The sequence below is a fragment of the Sphingobium sp. R-21 genome (genome assembly GCF_049913335.1).
Classification (GTDB): domain Bacteria; phylum Pseudomonadota; class Alphaproteobacteria; order Sphingomonadales; family Sphingomonadaceae; genus Sphingobium.
This window is the reverse complement of the sequence record NZ_CP184374.1, coordinates 309,428-324,634: the sequence shown is the minus strand read 5'-3', so window position 1 is coordinate 324,634 and position 15,207 is coordinate 309,428. Positions and strand designations below refer to the sequence as shown.

Genomic DNA, 15,207 nt, shown 5'->3' with positions numbered 1-15,207 from the left:
TCGCCGGGGAATATGCGGCAAACAACAGCATCGAGCAGTCACGTTGAAATCGACCCATCTTTGCCGCGCATGGACGAAATTGGCGTTCCAGATTCCTGCCGCTCGTTCATGATGGCGGTCTGGCGCTTCGCCGCAGCGAAGGGCCAGCGCGTCCTCGACGAGCCATTTCCAACAAGCTTGACCTGCACCTGGGCAGTGGCGTGACAGTGTAGGCCAATGGGAAAACCAGCCCCGCTGTCTCGCTGGGGATCAGCAAATTATTCTGATGCAAGGAACTGAGTTACGGCTTTGAAACCAACCCCATAGGCCGTTCGGCATATCGCATTCCCATACGATCCGGGGTATTGCCGCTTTTGCTCTTGCCAACCCTTGAAAGGGTTACAAACCCTGCCCCATCTCCACTCCGGAGGTGGGGCGCTTAGCATTGGGAATGCATTGGTAAATTTCGCTTAAGCCCGAAACGCTGTCGCTATGTTAAATCTTGTTTTGCAGCTTGGCTGCGACTTTTGGGGGAAGGATAGGCTCATGCAAAAGATGCCCGTTGGGATATTGGGCGTTGCATCGCTTCTGGCGATTGCCGGTCACGCACAGGCGGCGCCCAAAACGGCCAAGCAGGTGATTGCCGATCAATATATCTGCGTGTTCAAGCCTTCCATCACGCAACCGAATGTCCAGGCTCAGGCCAACCGCGTCGTCGGGGCACAAAACGGCAATCTACTGCGGACATATCGTCATTCGATCCGGGGCTTTGCCGCCCATATGTCGGCTCAGGCAGTCGCCCGAATAGACAAGGTCAACAGCGGCATCGCCTTTTGCGAGCAGGACCAGGTCGCCAGCGCATCGCAAGTCGCGACGGCAAAGCCCGGCAGCGGTGGCGGCAGCGTACAGCCCGCTCAAACCATCCCCTGGGGGGTGAAACTGGTTGGCGGCGGTATCACGACGTCTCCTGCACTGGCGTGGGTCATCGACTCCGGGATCGACCTCACCCACCCCGATCTCAACGTCAATAAAACCGGCAATATCAGCTTCACGCGAGACTCCTCGCCCAATGATGGCAATGGGCATGGCACGCATGTCGCGGGTATCATCGCGGCCTGCAATAACAGCATCGGCGTGGTCGGCGTGGCGCCGTGCACTGCGGTCGTTTCCGTGCGAGTGCTGGATCGCACCGGACGCGGTTCGGTTTCCGATGTCATCGCTGGCATCGACTATGTCGCCCAATATGGCCGTGCTGGTGACGTCGCCAATCTCAGCCTGGGCGCTGGCGCTTCTGACGCCCTTGATGCAGCAGTCATCAACGCCGCGGCCGCCCATGGGGTCAAGTTCACGATCGCTGCGGGCAATTCGAGCGACAATGCCAATAATTACAGCCCGGCGCGCGCCAATGGGCCTGGAGTTTACACCGTGTCCGCCTTCGACAGCAGCAGGAATTTCGCGTCCTTTTCCAATTTCGGCAATCCGCCGATCGATTTCTCGGAGCCCGGCGTATCGATCTATTCGACGACCAAGGGCGGCTCTTATGTGACCTTGTCGGGAACATCGATGGCAGCGCCGCATCTGGCGGGACTGCTTCTGCTGGGCAACGCCAACAATGGCGGCCCGGTGCAGAATGATCCCGACGGAACGGCCGATATCATAGGCATTCACTAAGCCGTGCAGAACCGCAGAGCGGCTAACGCCTCTCTGCGGTTCCTATCCTTCTTGCGTCAGAATTTGATGCTGACCATCGACCCCACGCCATAGTCCGGCGCGCCCTTGCTCAACCCCGCCGTGCCGTAGAGGGTCAGATTGAGCTTCTGCGCAAAAGGGGTGCTGAACGCGCCGAACAGTTCATGGCTGTCACGCGCAAAATCGCTGGTCGTCTCCCGATAGTCATAGGATGCGATCAGGACCGATTTGCCCAGCGCCGCGCTCACGCCGCCCGACGCGGTCCAGGCGTTGTGCAGGTTGAACCCGGATGGATCGCCCGGCATCCGATATCCGACATTGGCAAAGGGCGTCAGTATGCCGAATGTCTTGGAAAGCTCGGCTGAAACCGTGACGTCCACCTTGCCGGTGCCCAGCGCCTTGGATTTGGACGCGGTGGGCAGCTTCACGCGGGCCGACAGATCGAGGCCAAAGCCCATGCGGTCTTCCGGGATCATATAGGCCGCGCCGACGGTCACATCGCCCAGCCCGCTTCGAGTGGTGCGCGGCGCATTGGGATCGATGACGATCCCGCCGGAACCGCCACCGACAATGGCCGAAGACCCGTCGATCCGCAGCCAGGGCAAAGTCGCGGTCAGGCGCAGATTGCCGGTCTTGTAACGCAGGCTCATCGGCACGACGAGAATATTGGTGTCGACCCCGGTGCCGTAATCGCCGCTGGAATAATCGACCCCGGTCATCGCCGTCAGACTGCTGTCATCCTGGGCCATGGCTGGCGCCGCCGCCGTGATGCACACCATGCCGGCCAGAGCCAGCGTCATGATCCCCTTCATTTCTTCTCCCCTTTTGCGCAAAAGCGGGCGGGTCCATCGAACCCGCCCGCCAAACCTTGAATTTGCTTTATTCAGCCGCCCCGGCCGGGCCGCGCCGCGCGCACGGCATCCTTGATGGCCGTGGCGTTTTCGCGGACCGCCGCCGCATTGTCGCGGGCGTCCTGAGCGCTGCTCCGCACATCGGCCGCCGCCGCCCGGGCCGCCGCTGCGGTCTGACGGGCATCGCTGACCGAACCGCGCGCATCGCTGGCGCTGGACCGGCTGTCACGCAATGTCGCAACCGCGCCGGTACCGTCCTTGATGGAGGCATTGTCGCCCTTCGCGGCGGCCACGGCGGCAGCATCGGCAGCCGCCGACTTGTCGGAGGCGTGATCACGGCCCGTCACATCCGCAGTTGCTTGCGTATCAGCAGTGCTGATGGTGGCTGTCGCGTCATCCGCATCATCGCTATCGTCGCCATGATCCTGTTTGCGCGCATCGTTCCGCGCATGGGCCATGGCTGACACGTCCGCGCCTATGCCCTTAGTCTGCGCATCCTTCTGAGCCTTTGCCATGGCCGATACATCGGTGCCAAGGCCCTGGCCATGCTGTGTCGAACTGTCCGTCGTCTGAGCGATGGCCGTGCCCGCCAAGGCGATGGCGGCCACGCCCGCCAGGGACCAATATCTGCTTTCCAACATCACATTCTCCTCGAGGTTGAGCGCACAAAGCGCCCCCACAGGATAAGAACGTCTGACCAAGGCCGGTTCTTCCCAGCGTCCTGCCATTCATCGGAAAAATCGCACGTCTCTCAACGGGAAAGTCTCAATGGGAGGGCTGGGGCATTCCGATGACGCCATGCCCCGGCAACGACCGACCCTTTTTCGGCTGCCACGCCGACCGCGCCAAGGCCTCGACCGCCGCTCGTGCGGCCCGTGGAGCCGGCGCAGGCAGCAATTCCGCCAGTTGGCGAGCGACCACTGGCGAGGCAAAGGAGGTTCCCCGCATCTGCACCATATTGCCCGCAACGCCCCGGATCGAGAGGATGGCGGGGCTGGCGAAATCCACCTTCCGCACACGGCTCGCCTCCGGCAGCAGGACGCCTCGTGCGTCGACGCCCGTAACCGCGATCACGCCCTCCAGCGACGCGGGATAGAGCGGTCTGGCCGACGACCCATCATTGCCGACCGGCGCCACGATCAGGAAACCGCGCCGGACGAGGATGGAAACCGCGGAGGCCACGACCCCATTATAGGGTCCGACCATGCCGATATTGACGACCGGTACATTTTGCCGCGCCATCCAGCCCAGCGCCCTCACCATCAACTCCGCCGTCCCACCCCGGCGACCATTGCCGAAAATATCCGCGACATAGACGGCTCCAGAGGCCGGGGTTCGCGCCAGAATAGCCGCGACCGCCGTGCCATGATCGTTGGGCACCACGCCTCCGGCTGCGAAACCCTGCTGCACCAGACGCGCCTGACGCGCCACTGGCTCGGCTCCGGTATCGATCATGCCTACGCGCCAATCCCCATGCTGGCCACGCACCGGCATGCCGGGGACGCTACCCGACCCCACTGCCCCGGATGGAAAGAAGAGATGATCGGCCTCAATCGCGACATCTGGCGCAATCCGGCGCAGCGCGTCCACCATGCGCGTGACAGACCAGCCCGGATGCGTCAGCACGGTCATGGTCAGCCCCAGATCCTCGACCTGCTCCCGCCGCACGACAGAGAAACCGGCCCGCTGCGCCGCCGCCAACGCCCGATCCGGCAGATCACTCGCCAACACCTCGCCCCGAATGGCGAGCGCGCCATTGCGATCCAGCTCATAATCCTCAGGATATTGCTTCGCGGTCGTCTCCGCCTTGTCCCGCTGGTTGCGCGAAAGGCGCTCGGCCTGGGCGGCCTCTGCCCGTTCGAGACCGCGTTCCCAGGGATCGATCGGCCGCCCGACCTCGCTGGCCCGGCCATGCTCGATCGCCGCCCGCGGCAGGCTGGGCATCGGCATGTCGCGCGGCGGGCCGCCCCGCATCTGGGCAAGCGCCACCATGGCCGGAAACCCCATACCGCCAGTGATCAGCACGCCCGCCATGACGATCGACAAGATTTTTTTTGCTTTCATACGCCCTCTCGGGATTAAACGTCTCGTCCCGGACGTTTCATCCATAGGGAAGTCTAGTTTGTCCGATCTTCGACGCCAACTGATTGCGGTGCTGCCGCGCCTGCATCGCTTGGCGGGCGTGATCGTGCGCAACCGTCAGGACGGCGACGACCTGTTCCAGAAGACCATCGCGCGCGTGCTGGAACGGGAAGACGGTTGGGAACCGGGCAGCAGACTCGATTTATGGGCGGCACGGATCATGAAGAATATCTGGCTGGATGAGGTCCGCATGCGCAACCGCTGGGCCCGGCTTGTCGAGCCGATGCCCGAGGATGACTTGCTGTCCGACGAAGGCGCAACCGCCAGCGATCTCGAACGGAGCACTGAAAACCGCTGGCTCCGCGAGCAGGTCGAAGCTTTGCCGGAGGAGCAGAGGCTGGCGATCAAGCTGGTCGTGCTCAATGAGCTTTCCTACTCGGAGGCTGCGGAGATCCTTGAAATACCCGAAGGAACCTTGACCAGCCGCCTTGCCCGTGGGCGCGCTGCGCTGTCCCGCCAGATCATGGAGGGCAGGCCATGACCGACCGCATCCATGAAGAGATCGTGGCCTATCTCGACGGCGAAATGACCGGTGCCGCCCGGTTGGCCTTCGAAACGAGAATGGCGGGCGACCCCGGACTAGCGCAGGCGGCGGACGATCATCGCGACGTCCTCACCCAATTGCACATCGCCTATCCCGTTCCGGCCGAAAAGCGTTTCGATACAGCGGAACTGGAGAAGCTGGGCCTGTGGGATCAGGGCGTCGTCACCCAGCTCGCTCCGAAGCGAGAAGCCAGGCAAAGGCGCCGCATTTCCGTATCGCTCTGGTGCGGCGCCATCGCTGCTTCGCTGGTGGGCGGGCTGATCATCGGCCGGATGGACTGGTGGGAACAGGGCTTGGTAGTCCAACAGCACGGGCAGTTAGTGGCGACCAGTCGCCTCGATAAAGCGCTCACCGAATGGGCCGATGGCGTGGGCAGCCCGATCCATATCGGACTCAGTTTTCGCAGTGCAAAGGGCGTCTGCCGCACTTTCCGCATCGACGGCGGCTATGCAGGCATTGGCTGCCGGGACGGCAATGGGTGGACCATCCCCATGCTGGCCAATCCTTCCTCCTTAGTCCCCGCCTCGCCAGACTTCCGTCTGGCCGGAAGTGATTTTCCGGCATCTGTCATGAACGAGGTGGATGCCCGGATCGTCGGCGAACCGTTGACTCAGCGGGAGGTCGAAGATCTCCGCCGTCAGGCCTGGCGATCGCAATGATGCGCAAGGCGGAAAACAGCAGGAGAATGGAGGGATCTGACCGCAAGAGTCTTCTGCTTCAGGAAGAGGGCGTTCAAATGTGGCGATTGGAACCGCCCGATGGATCGCCCTCCTACTTGATCCGATCACTGCGCATTTCTGAAACAGCACCATTCGAGGATCGTGAAATTGCCGAGCAATGGTTCAACCGCGAAGTTGGACTATCCCGTCATTGCCCCTCGGTTCAAAAGAAATTGGGCGGGCGGTAAGGCCTGCTCCACGCGGCGTTCTGAAACCCCAATGCGGCCTGTTCAGATACATAGAATAACGAGTTGCCGGAGAATGTCCGCTTCCAAACGGATGACAAAATCAATCGAACATCATGATTTGGCGCGTGGCAGACGCGAAGTCGGTACCCGCTCCTCGCAGATGCGAGGAGCCAGCCAAGATCGAATTTCTGTGCCCTCCACCAGAGTGAAGGCGTCCTCCACATCCACCCCAAGATATCTGACCGTGCTTTCGATCTTCGTATGCCCCAGCAGAATCTGGATCGCACAGAGGTTTCCGGTCGCCTTGTAGATGATCGACGCCTTTGTCCTCTTCAGGGAGTGCGTGCCATAATCTTCGCTGGGCAGGCCGATCCCTGTGCCCCATTCATACCAGGCGGGCATATTGGCGGGTGCTCATGTGGGCCGAATGATCGGTGCGACTCGGCACAATCCGCCTGCCCGGTGCGCTTCGCCAAGGTGGGAGGCCAATGCGCAAATTTTGCTGCTCTGTCAGGTGTCGAAAGTCACGCAAATTGCTTGGGTGGCGCACTATTGAGGTGTATGCTGCTGTCAGCAACCGAACATGAGTCGATCTGAGTGATCGGTGAAATGGATCGGATGTAGCAACGCCGCCGCTCAATTCCAGGACAAGCTTTCGTAGCAAAATCCTGATGAACTGGGCGGCGACGCCATTTATCGGCTCGATATGCCTTTGCCGCCCAAGGCTGGAGCAGGTTCACTTCCGACCCTTTGCAGACGTTCAGCGGCCAATTTCTGGCGCCCAACTGCGGACCGTCAGGTTTTCGTCCCGACCGCCCGCCCCTTGGCCGATTCCAGAATGGCAGCTTAGAGGCAGATTAATCGGAATACCGCCATCACCTCTTCGGCAAAGCAGTTGGCCGCAGATGACCGCAACGGTCTGCCCTAAAAAGGTGAGGGGTGGCGCGCCACCCCTCCCGTAAGACGATTGTTGCTTAAACGATGAACTCGTCACTAATTCGCACATTGATGTGCTGGACGCCGAGCAGATCCAGGTCGCCGTCCGCTATGTCGAAGGCAAAGTCGAGGTCGGCATTCAATGTGCCACTCGTCTGCTGAACAAAGCCGATATCGACAATCTTCAGAACATCATTGTCCAGCGGATCCCAAGCCGTCAGACCGGTCGTGGTGCTGCTGCCGTTCCCGGCTCCTGTAGCCCCGATCAGGTCGATGGCGTCACCCGACAAGCCATTGGCGCTTTGCATGATCTGGATGCCCTGGATCTGGTAAGTTTCACCAGCGGCCGCGTAGTCATTCTGTTCGATGACGAGCAGGGCATCGTTGTTATCCAGCGTGAACTCGATGTTGTAGGGCGCGGGAATATTTGCGTTGCCCTTGATCAGGTCCGAGTTCTGGACGTTGATGGCTCTCGTTATTTCATCGCCGTTCGCGTCCTTCAGATCGAGTATGACGACCAGATCCTCGGACATGCCGATACCGTCGAACTTGATGACGACGCCACTAGCTTCCGTTGTCGGGTCAGTCCGCTCAGTGCCGCCGCCGGCAGCTTTTGGATTAACATCGCCGAGGATGTTCTGATCGAAGAACCGCAGCGTCAGCAGTTCACCCTTTTGTATCGTATCGCCCGCGACGCCATTGGTGTCTCGGGTCGCACTGACCCAGTCCTCGTTGGTGTTGGTAACCATGTCGTGGGCGGAACCGTTAAACGTGATGTCGCCTGCAACGGCCGCTCCGTCGCCGGACGAGTTGAACCCGAAGCCGATCTGCTGGGTGATCGAATTTCCGGTGAACTGAACGAAGAACGGATCGGGATCGCCGTTCGGGGTCAGTTGCTCGGCGACGATCAGCGGATGTCCCGTGTTCCCGGTGGGAGCCTTGGCGAGCAGTTCGCTGGTGTGGAGCACATCAAAGCTGAACCCGTCGATCACGTCGGTCAGAGTGAGCGTGTAGGTGTCATTGACCTTGTCGAGATAAAGAGTGCCGGCGGCCGTGGAATCCTGCACGCCAGCAGTGATCGGGTCCTTGTCGTAATGGAACGAGAAGTTGAAAGTCGCGGAGTTGATATCTTCGGAGACGAGGGTGGCGACCGCCTGGGTGATAGCCGGGGTCTGCGGATTAGAAATCGAACCCGTCAGGCTGATCTGCACGCCGGCAGTGACAGGATCGGCATCGACGAAGTCGCTGACAGGCGTCACCAGATTATAGTCAGCGGCGGCGATCTGGTCTGTCATGTTATAGCCAATCTTGCCGCTGGCTGATTGCCCTATCGCATTGCCCAAATGTTCCAGCGAATGATCGCCCGTACCGCCAGGATCGGCGTCAAATGGGACCGCCGTCGGATCGGTGTCATTGAAGGTCAGCGACAGCGGCGACGCCGTCGTGCTTTGCTGCGATACTGAGTCATTGTCTCCGTCCGTGACCGTCACTGTCGCCACGACATTGATCAGGCCATTGAGGTCGAGCGTGTTATCCTCGCCGCCGCCCTGCGAGTTGTCGTGTTCGAGCGCAACCAGCGACGTCAGCGTCACCTGCAAGCCGGACAGTGCGACCGTGAAGGCCGTCGCGTCGAGCGAGCCATTATTGTCGCTGTCATACTTGCCCGAAACTTGGAATGCCGAGTCCGCTACCAGCGTGATCGAATGATTGCCGGCCGTCGTGGTAAGACCTGTTGCAGTGCCTCCCAGGCTCAACGCGTAGCTCACATCCGTTGTGGAGCCATCGACGGCGCTCGCCGTGACGCCCGGAGCCGTGATGGGCACCGTGCTCTTGCCGCCGGCCCCGCTTGCCTCGCCGACCGCAGCAGTGCCAACCGTCGGCGGCGATGTGATCAACAGCGTCGGATCGGTATCGTCGAACGTGATCGACAACGCCAGGCTGGAGCTTTGCTGCGACAAAGGATCGTTGTCGCCGTCCGTGACCGAAACCGTCGCCACGACCTTGATAAGGCCGTTAAGGTCGAGCGTGTTGTCTTCGCTTCCACCTTGCGTGTTGTCGTGCTCGAGCGCCACCATCGACCTTAGCGTCACCGTCGTGCCGGACAGCGTCACGGTGAATGCCGTGGCGTCGAGGGAGCCATTATTGTCGCTGTCATATTTGCCAGAGATCAGGCTGGCCGAGTCGGCCACAAGCGTGATCGCCTTGTTGCCCGCCGTCGTCTGCAACCCCGTCGCGGTCGAGCCCACCAGGGCCAAGGCGTAACCTACATTCGTCGTGGCGCCGTCAACCGCGCTCGCGGTGAAGCTGGGCGGCGTGATCGTCGCCTGGCTCTGTCCGGTAATGTTGCTCGCCTCGATCACCTCGAGGGCGCCAACCACCGGCGCGGCCGTGATCGAGAGATCCGGACCGGAATCGTCGAAGTTGATGAAGGAGCCAACCTCCTCGGTACGGGCATTAGGGGTCGTCGTCGAAAAATGGAATTCGGTGATGTCGCAGCCTTCATTGGCATCGACACCCTTGACCTGTAGCCGGTCCATCCCGGTGGCGGTCGTGATATCGACCGTGGTGACGTTATCGAGCCCAGTGATAGTGACAACGTTCCCGGTCCCGCCAAGCCCGGTGATGGTGACGTTGCCGCTTCCCGTCGCATAGGTTCCATCTGCCGTGATGACGGTCGCAAATCCCGACGTTCCCGTCAGTTTAATACTGGTGATGTCTACTGGATTGGTCGCGGTTCCGTCGAAGAAGTCCGTGCCCTGCTCGTTCCCCGTGTTGTTCAAGGCGGTGATGCTGATGTCGACCCGCTTATCCGGCTGGGAAGGCGTGATCTGGTTGATCGTGAATCCGGCCCGCGTGACATCCTCGACATGGCTGCCATACTGGATCTGCGAGGCGGTGCCTGCGGTCAGGTTGGCCCCGGTCACAAAATCGACCTGGAGTGTTTCGTTCGGATTGATGCTCTGGTTGTTGATGCCGAAGCCCTGTGTGCTGACGTTGGCGGTACCGCCGTTGAGACCGATCACCAGAAGCTGCTTGGACGTGTCCGTGGGCGAGTTGATGGCGTAGAAGTCATGATTGCCGGGCGCGGCATTCGCGCCCGAAAAGCTGACCGTGGTGGTCGCAGAGAGCGAGGCGAATACCTTGTTGGTGAGGTCGATGCGCTCGTCGGTGACGGTTGGATCCGGTTGGAACAACGCCACATACTGCACCAGATATAGATCCGGCGTGGTGGTAGTGGTGTTGATAAGCGCGAACGAGAAGGCGAGCGCTCCGGTTGGTTGAGGCATGGTGGTCGGGTCGGACGTCCCGATCACGCCGATGACGACATTGGCATTGTTCGGATCCTGGAACAGCCAGACATAGTTGCCATCGACCGTTCGAATGTCGCTGTTCACGCCCACGGTGGTGGAAAATGGAGTTCCAGTGAGACTCTGGGTGAGAGACACTGAGGAGAAAGTGTCGCCTCCAGTCGCCGTTGCCGTCACGAAGTCGGCCTTGAAGGCGACCTGGGGCGAACTCAGGCCGCCCGAACTGTCGAGCGATAGAAGGTAGTTCACCGTAGCGTTGTTATGAAGGGACGGGTCAACATCATCATCCTGAAAGCCCGTTGTCTCATCGATGATGATGTTTTGGGTCACGATGTCGAGAGCCATGATGATCCTCCTCAGTTAGGATGATCAACGGTGCGCTGACCACCTCGTACCAATGCATAGCATCGCGACCAAAGAGCTCCGGCAGTTGACAGGATTATTATAATATTAGTGCGTCAAAATATAAACAATCTGCGCAATTAACGCGCAATTTTATTTGCCCACTCATCGCAAGTGAAAGGACATGAATAGATCTGTGAAGTGAATATGAAATTAATTATAAACGAGATCGGTCTGAAAATCAAACTTCTTATTGATGTAATGCCAATGAGTTTGATATTGTGGGAATAAAAAGAGAGTTATATCGCAGGATATATATAATCTATATTGAACTATTCGATCCTCATCCAGGTGCGATGAATAGCGCTTGCGGATATGCTCGAACTCCTACTGGATTTTGCGCGATGACCGCCCCTTGGCACGGCGTACGAAGTCACTGACCGAGACGTGCGGTGAATTTCGACGAACATATGAACGTGGTCGCACGAGAGCACCCCGTGAACGATGGTCACGCCCATCTCGGCGCAGACCTGCCGGATGATCTCGCGCACCCGCAGGCGCACTTCGCCGTGAAGCACCTTGAACCGATATTTCGGCGCCCCGACCAGATGGTAGCGATGATGAAATGTCGTGTGGCAACCGCTGCTGTAGCCCATAGCCTGTACCCATCAAATCGAGGGAGCCAGCCGGGGGGCAGGTCACAAGGGTAGTGCATCGTGACTGACATCCAACGCTGCCGGATGTCGGGTCATCCAACCTTTCTTAACCATATCGGCGTACGATCCACCGGCGAGATCGAGGGCGAAATGAGCGTAGAAACCCAATTTTCCACTGATGATGCAGAGGAACTGCAACTACCCGAACAGTCCAAGCGGCCATGGTTCCACCTGCCGCGCCGAATGCTGGTCGGTGGCCTGCTGTTGGTCATGGCCTTCGCGGTGCTGTTACGCAGCTTTATCTTCACAGCCGGTTACAACACGACATTAGTGGCGGATATGGGCGTCGTCAGGGCGCCGATCTCCGGCGAGATTGATCGGCTCGACGCGAATGTCGGTGATCGCGTGGCGCGGGACCAACTGCTGGGACGCTTTGCCGCTCCGGTGGGCCTGTCGGCGGCTGTCCGTGCCGGATCGGAAGATGTGGATCAGCTCCAGGCGAAACTGGCCAGCATCGACGGCCGAATGGCCGCTCTGCGCGCTGACGCCGACCATATCCGCAGCGAATCGGGCATCTATCGTTCTGAAAAGCTGGTGCAGATGGATGCGGTCGCAGACGAAAGCTCCGCAGAACTTTCCGCTGCGCAGGCACGGCTGGGCAATATGCCGCACTTTTGCGAACACCGGCCTATGCCAAAGGCCGCGGCCAGGACTGGCAGGAATTCGCGCAAGGCCTCTCGGACGCCGCCGGACTGGCCGCACAGGCAGCGGCAGCAAAGAACGTCAACGAGGTATTGGAAGTGGGCGGCGCGTTGTATAATGTCTGCAGCGCCTGCCATCAGGCCTATATGAAGTCGCCGGCCAGCCTCGCGCCAACGGGGACCAAAGAGCCTGAAAACGCCTCATGAGGCGGTGGACGCTTCCCCTCGCCGCCATGGCGCTGGCATTCTGGTCAGTGACCGCCCTGGCCCACGACGTGGCCGAAGGCGACAAGGCCTTCGTCCTGGCCACCGACGGTCCGGCGATCCTCCCGTTTCTCTATCTGGGCGCCAAGCATATGGTGACCGGGTACGACCACATCCTCTTCCTGATCGGGGTGGTCTTCTATCTTTATCGCCTGAAGGATGTCGTCCTGTACGTGTCGATGTTCACCATCGGCCATTCGACCACGCTGCTGCTGGGCGTGTTGCTGGGTTTTGGCGCAAATGCTCATTTGGTCGATGCAGTGATCGGGCTATCGGTCGCCTATAAGGGCATCGAGAATATCGGCGGCCTCCGGAAACTCGGTATCTCCATCAATACCAAAGCGACCGTTCTTGCATTCGGCCTGGTTCATGGCCTTGGCCTCGCGACCAAGCTGACCGAACTTTCGTTGCCCAGAAATGGGCTGCTGACCAACCTCATCAGCTTCAACATCGGGGTTGAGGTCGGACAGTGCCTTGTCCTTGCCTTTGTCCTCATGCTGCTCGGCCTCTGGCGTGGCACGTCCAGCTTTCGAAACGGGGCGTTTACCGCCAATCTGGCGCTGATCGCCGCGGGCATATTTCTCGCCGGTTATCAAATTGCGAGGTATCTTGAATCATGACTGAAATTGAACCCGTGCGCCCCTCCCGGCGCGCGCTCGTCATTGGAACCACGGCGACGCTCGCCATTGGCGCAGCAATTGTCGTCCTGTTCGTGCTTCCAGCCGAAACCGGCATCGATCCGACGGGCGTCGGAAACGTAACGGGCCTTTCCAGTATTGCAACCGCTGGAGCCAACCAGTTCTTGGAACGGGGCCTGAAACGCCAAGGTACGTTCACGCCCAGCCAGACGCCCCTGCCGCCCGAGCCAGGCGCCAGCGACCATTGGGAATTCGAACTCAAACCCTTTGAAGGCATTGAGCTTAAATATGTGGTCGATGAGGGGCAGCCGATACACTTCCACTGGTCGGGATCAGGACCGCTCAACTATGACATGCACGCCCATCCCTTCGACGGTGGTGAAGAGCTGACTGAAAGCTATGCAATCACCAAGGGCGACCGGCAGGCAGGCCGCTATGTCGCGCCGTTTACGGGCATCCACGGTTGGCATTGGCAGAATCGCAGCATGAACAACGTGCACCTGACGCTTGATGCTTCTGGCAAAATTAAAGGATCCAAGCTGTTCGATGCCGGCGGGGAACACGACCGGACGCTGACGCCTCCAACGGAGTAAGATAGCACAGGAGCCAGGGCTCTGTCAGAGCAAAACGGCGCGTTGCTCTGGGCGCTGCTAAAGTAGGGGCATGAGCCGCTCCAAGCCTGACAATCCGTTCCGCTACTTCAACTCGTCGCGCGAGGTATCCGGCTGGCGGTGATGATGTACGTGCGCTTCCCGCTCAGCCTCAGGAACGTGGAAGACCTGCTCTTCGAGCGCGGTATCGACATCAGCCACGAGACGGTGCGCTACTGGTGGAACAGGTTCGGCCCGCTGTTCGCAGGCGACATTCGCCGGCAGCGGATCAGCCGCATGCGGGGATTTCGCCACTGGCGCTGGCACCTCGACGAAATGTACGTCAAGGTGAATGGCGAAATGGTTTATCTATGGCGCGCCGTCGATCAGGAAGGCGAGATCCTGGTGAGCTATGTCACCAAAACCCGTGATAAGATGGCTGCGCTAACCTTCATGAAGAAGGCGCTGAAGCGTCATGGATCTCCCGAATCGATCACCACTGATGGCCTCCGCACCTACGGCGCGGCAATGGATGAGCTTGGCAACCGGGCAAAGCAGGAAATCGGTCGGTGGGCGAACAATCGGGTCGAGAACAGCCACCTTCCCTTTCGACGACGAAAGCGAGCCATGCTGCGCTTCCGACAAATCAGGTCGTTACAGAAATTCGCATCCGTACACGCCAACGTCCACAACCACTTCGCACTGGAACGCCACCTCGTCGATCGCCAGACCTATAAGGAAAGACGCTCAGCTGCCTTTGCTGAGTGGCATTCTCTCATGAGCTGATCCCCTACCCTCGCGATCCAAAGTGCATCGCGTGGAGAGCAGTTCGCCTTTGTCTGACAGCACCCCCACCACGGTTCCGGCGTCGTCCGAAAAGCCAGCTTTGACAGTATGTTGGGAAAAACTTGGCTGGGGCGGCAGGATACAAATTCCCGCAACAACTCATTGAAAGTAAGATATTACTAAATAATACTATAATAAAATGACCAACATTTACTACCAAGAATACATGATCCATCTTCGGATTCATTGAAACATATTGATCAATAATGAGATTTTGTCAAGGCGATCCCTATCATCGCCTTACGATATCTCAGGCGTCGCTTTGCTCCAGGCTTCCACTCCTCTATTGCTTGCTTGTCAGAGAGGCTTCAATGGCAATCTTGAGTTTCTCGCCAGCGTCCCCATCGACCGTTTGCACGGTCCGCTTACCCGTCCGGGGATCGGTCTGATGGAATTTGAACGCTTTGCCGCTTAGCGGCCCGGAAATCAGATCGGCGATCATGATCTCCCGATGCTTGTTCTCTCCGTTTGCAAATGGTGCGATAAGGTCGACAAGCCAGATCGCCTCGCCAGACGTCCACTCCTCGAGCGTCAGACGGTTGGCCGGTTCGATCATCCCGCCCTCCAGCTTTTTCTCGGCTTCCGGGCTGCATTTCGCCCACAGCGCGAGACCCACCGGCTTATCGCCGTCGCGGAAGACATAGAATTGCTGGTGGATCAGCGCCGGCATCAACAGCCATTCGATGTCGCCGATCGAAAGCCCCCGATGCAGCGGGGACTGCGTCAGGAGCCAGGTCATCTCTCCCAGCATGTGGCTTACGGTGGGCGGCGCGGAAGCGGCCGCAGCCGCTTCCTTCTGTGTCGTCTCGTTCAT

At 59.6% G+C, this 15,207-nt stretch carries 13 protein-coding genes and 2 pseudogenes; 8 read left to right on the top strand and 7 right to left on the bottom strand.

Features of this window, described 5'->3' with window-relative positions:
• Nucleotides 1-525 precede the first annotated feature (525 nt).
• Entirely contained in the window at nucleotides 526-1,650 is a 1,125-nt protein-coding gene (locus ACN9MX_RS01450; protein ID WP_363828207.1) for a S8 family serine peptidase, read from the top strand.
• 56 nt (nucleotides 1,651-1,706) lie between these two features.
• On the opposite strand, the gene ACN9MX_RS01445 is transcribed toward ACN9MX_RS01450, so the two are convergent.
• The 3 genes from ACN9MX_RS01445 to ACN9MX_RS01435 all read right to left on the bottom strand — a co-directional run bounded on the left by ACN9MX_RS01445 (nucleotide 1,707) and on the right by ACN9MX_RS01435 (nucleotide 4,565).
• The gene (locus ACN9MX_RS01445) at nucleotides 1,707-2,480 is read right to left on the bottom strand and encodes a transporter (protein ID WP_363735806.1); all 774 of its coding nucleotides are present in this window, start codon (nucleotides 2,478-2,480) and stop codon (nucleotides 1,707-1,709) included.
• A 71-nt stretch (nucleotides 2,481-2,551) separates the two neighbouring features.
• A complete protein-coding gene (locus ACN9MX_RS01440; RefSeq protein ID WP_133654634.1) occupies nucleotides 2,552-3,160 on the bottom strand; it encodes a hypothetical protein in 609 nt (202 codons plus the stop codon).
• A 124-nt stretch (nucleotides 3,161-3,284) separates the two neighbouring features.
• Nucleotides 3,285-4,565, bottom strand: coding sequence for a S8 family serine peptidase (locus tag ACN9MX_RS01435; protein ID WP_363828204.1), 1,281 nt, complete (start codon nucleotides 4,563-4,565; stop codon nucleotides 3,285-3,287).
• Here ACN9MX_RS01435 and ACN9MX_RS01430 point away from each other — a divergent pair.
• Genes ACN9MX_RS01430 through ACN9MX_RS01420 form a run of 3 tightly spaced genes read left to right on the top strand, consistent with a single transcriptional unit; the run spans nucleotide 4,552 to nucleotide 6,112 of the window.
• Complete coding sequence (locus ACN9MX_RS01430) at nucleotides 4,552-5,142, top strand: RNA polymerase sigma factor (RefSeq protein WP_166666449.1); 591 nt, start codon at nucleotides 4,552-4,554, stop codon at nucleotides 5,140-5,142. The genes ACN9MX_RS01435 and ACN9MX_RS01430 overlap by 14 nt on opposite strands.
• Complete coding sequence (locus tag ACN9MX_RS01425; protein WP_363828202.1) at nucleotides 5,139-5,864, top strand: hypothetical protein; 726 nt, start codon at nucleotides 5,139-5,141, stop codon at nucleotides 5,862-5,864. The genes ACN9MX_RS01430 and ACN9MX_RS01425 overlap by 4 nt, the downstream gene beginning before the upstream one ends.
• Complete coding sequence (locus ACN9MX_RS01420; RefSeq protein ID WP_363828199.1) at nucleotides 5,861-6,112, top strand: hypothetical protein; 252 nt, start codon at nucleotides 5,861-5,863, stop codon at nucleotides 6,110-6,112. Before ACN9MX_RS01425 ends, ACN9MX_RS01420 begins: the two co-directional genes overlap by 4 nt.
• Nucleotides 6,113-6,295: 183 nt before the next feature.
• Here ACN9MX_RS01420 and ACN9MX_RS01415 read toward each other — a convergent pair.
• From ACN9MX_RS01415 to tnpA, 3 genes and pseudogenes are all read right to left on the bottom strand, one after another.
• Nucleotides 6,296-6,563, bottom strand: a pseudogene (locus tag ACN9MX_RS01415) (tyrosine-type recombinase/integrase); the annotation flags it as partial.
• Nucleotides 6,564-7,086: 523 nt separating this feature from the next.
• Nucleotides 7,087-10,701 (bottom strand): beta strand repeat-containing protein, encoded by a 3,615-nt coding sequence (locus ACN9MX_RS01410; protein ID WP_363828197.1) that lies wholly within the window; start codon nucleotides 10,699-10,701, stop codon nucleotides 7,087-7,089.
• Between the two features lie 210 nt (nucleotides 10,702-10,911).
• Nucleotides 10,912-11,354: pseudogene (gene tnpA / locus ACN9MX_RS01405) on the bottom strand (IS200/IS605 family transposase).
• A gap of 60 nt (nucleotides 11,355-11,414) precedes the next feature.
• On the opposite strand from tnpA, the gene ACN9MX_RS01400 reads away from it, so the two are divergent.
• The 4 genes from ACN9MX_RS01400 (at nucleotide 11,415) to ACN9MX_RS01385 (ending at nucleotide 14,333) form a co-directional block, all read left to right on the top strand.
• Nucleotides 11,415-12,206, top strand: coding sequence for a hypothetical protein (locus tag ACN9MX_RS01400; protein ID WP_426387219.1), 792 nt, complete (start codon nucleotides 11,415-11,417; stop codon nucleotides 12,204-12,206).
• A gap of 52 nt (nucleotides 12,207-12,258) precedes the next feature.
• Nucleotides 12,259-12,939: a HupE/UreJ family protein gene (locus ACN9MX_RS01395; RefSeq protein WP_363827331.1), complete on the top strand. Its 681-nt coding sequence runs from the start codon at nucleotides 12,259-12,261 to the stop codon at nucleotides 12,937-12,939.
• Nucleotides 12,936-13,550 carry a hypothetical protein gene (locus ACN9MX_RS01390; RefSeq protein ID WP_363827332.1) on the top strand — a complete coding sequence of 205 codons (615 nt, stop codon included), beginning with the start codon at nucleotides 12,936-12,938 and terminating at the stop codon, nucleotides 13,548-13,550. The genes ACN9MX_RS01395 and ACN9MX_RS01390 overlap by 4 nt, the downstream gene beginning before the upstream one ends.
• Before the next feature lie 141 nt (nucleotides 13,551-13,691).
• Nucleotides 13,692-14,333 (top strand): IS6 family transposase, encoded by a 642-nt coding sequence (locus ACN9MX_RS01385; protein WP_363827333.1) that lies wholly within the window; start codon nucleotides 13,692-13,694, stop codon nucleotides 14,331-14,333.
• Nucleotides 14,334-14,676: 343 nt separating this feature from the next.
• On the opposite strand, the gene ACN9MX_RS01380 is transcribed toward ACN9MX_RS01385, so the two are convergent.
• The gene (locus tag ACN9MX_RS01380) at nucleotides 14,677-15,207 is read right to left on the bottom strand and encodes a toxin-activating lysine-acyltransferase (protein ID WP_363827334.1); all 531 of its coding nucleotides are present in this window, start codon (nucleotides 15,205-15,207) and stop codon (nucleotides 14,677-14,679) included.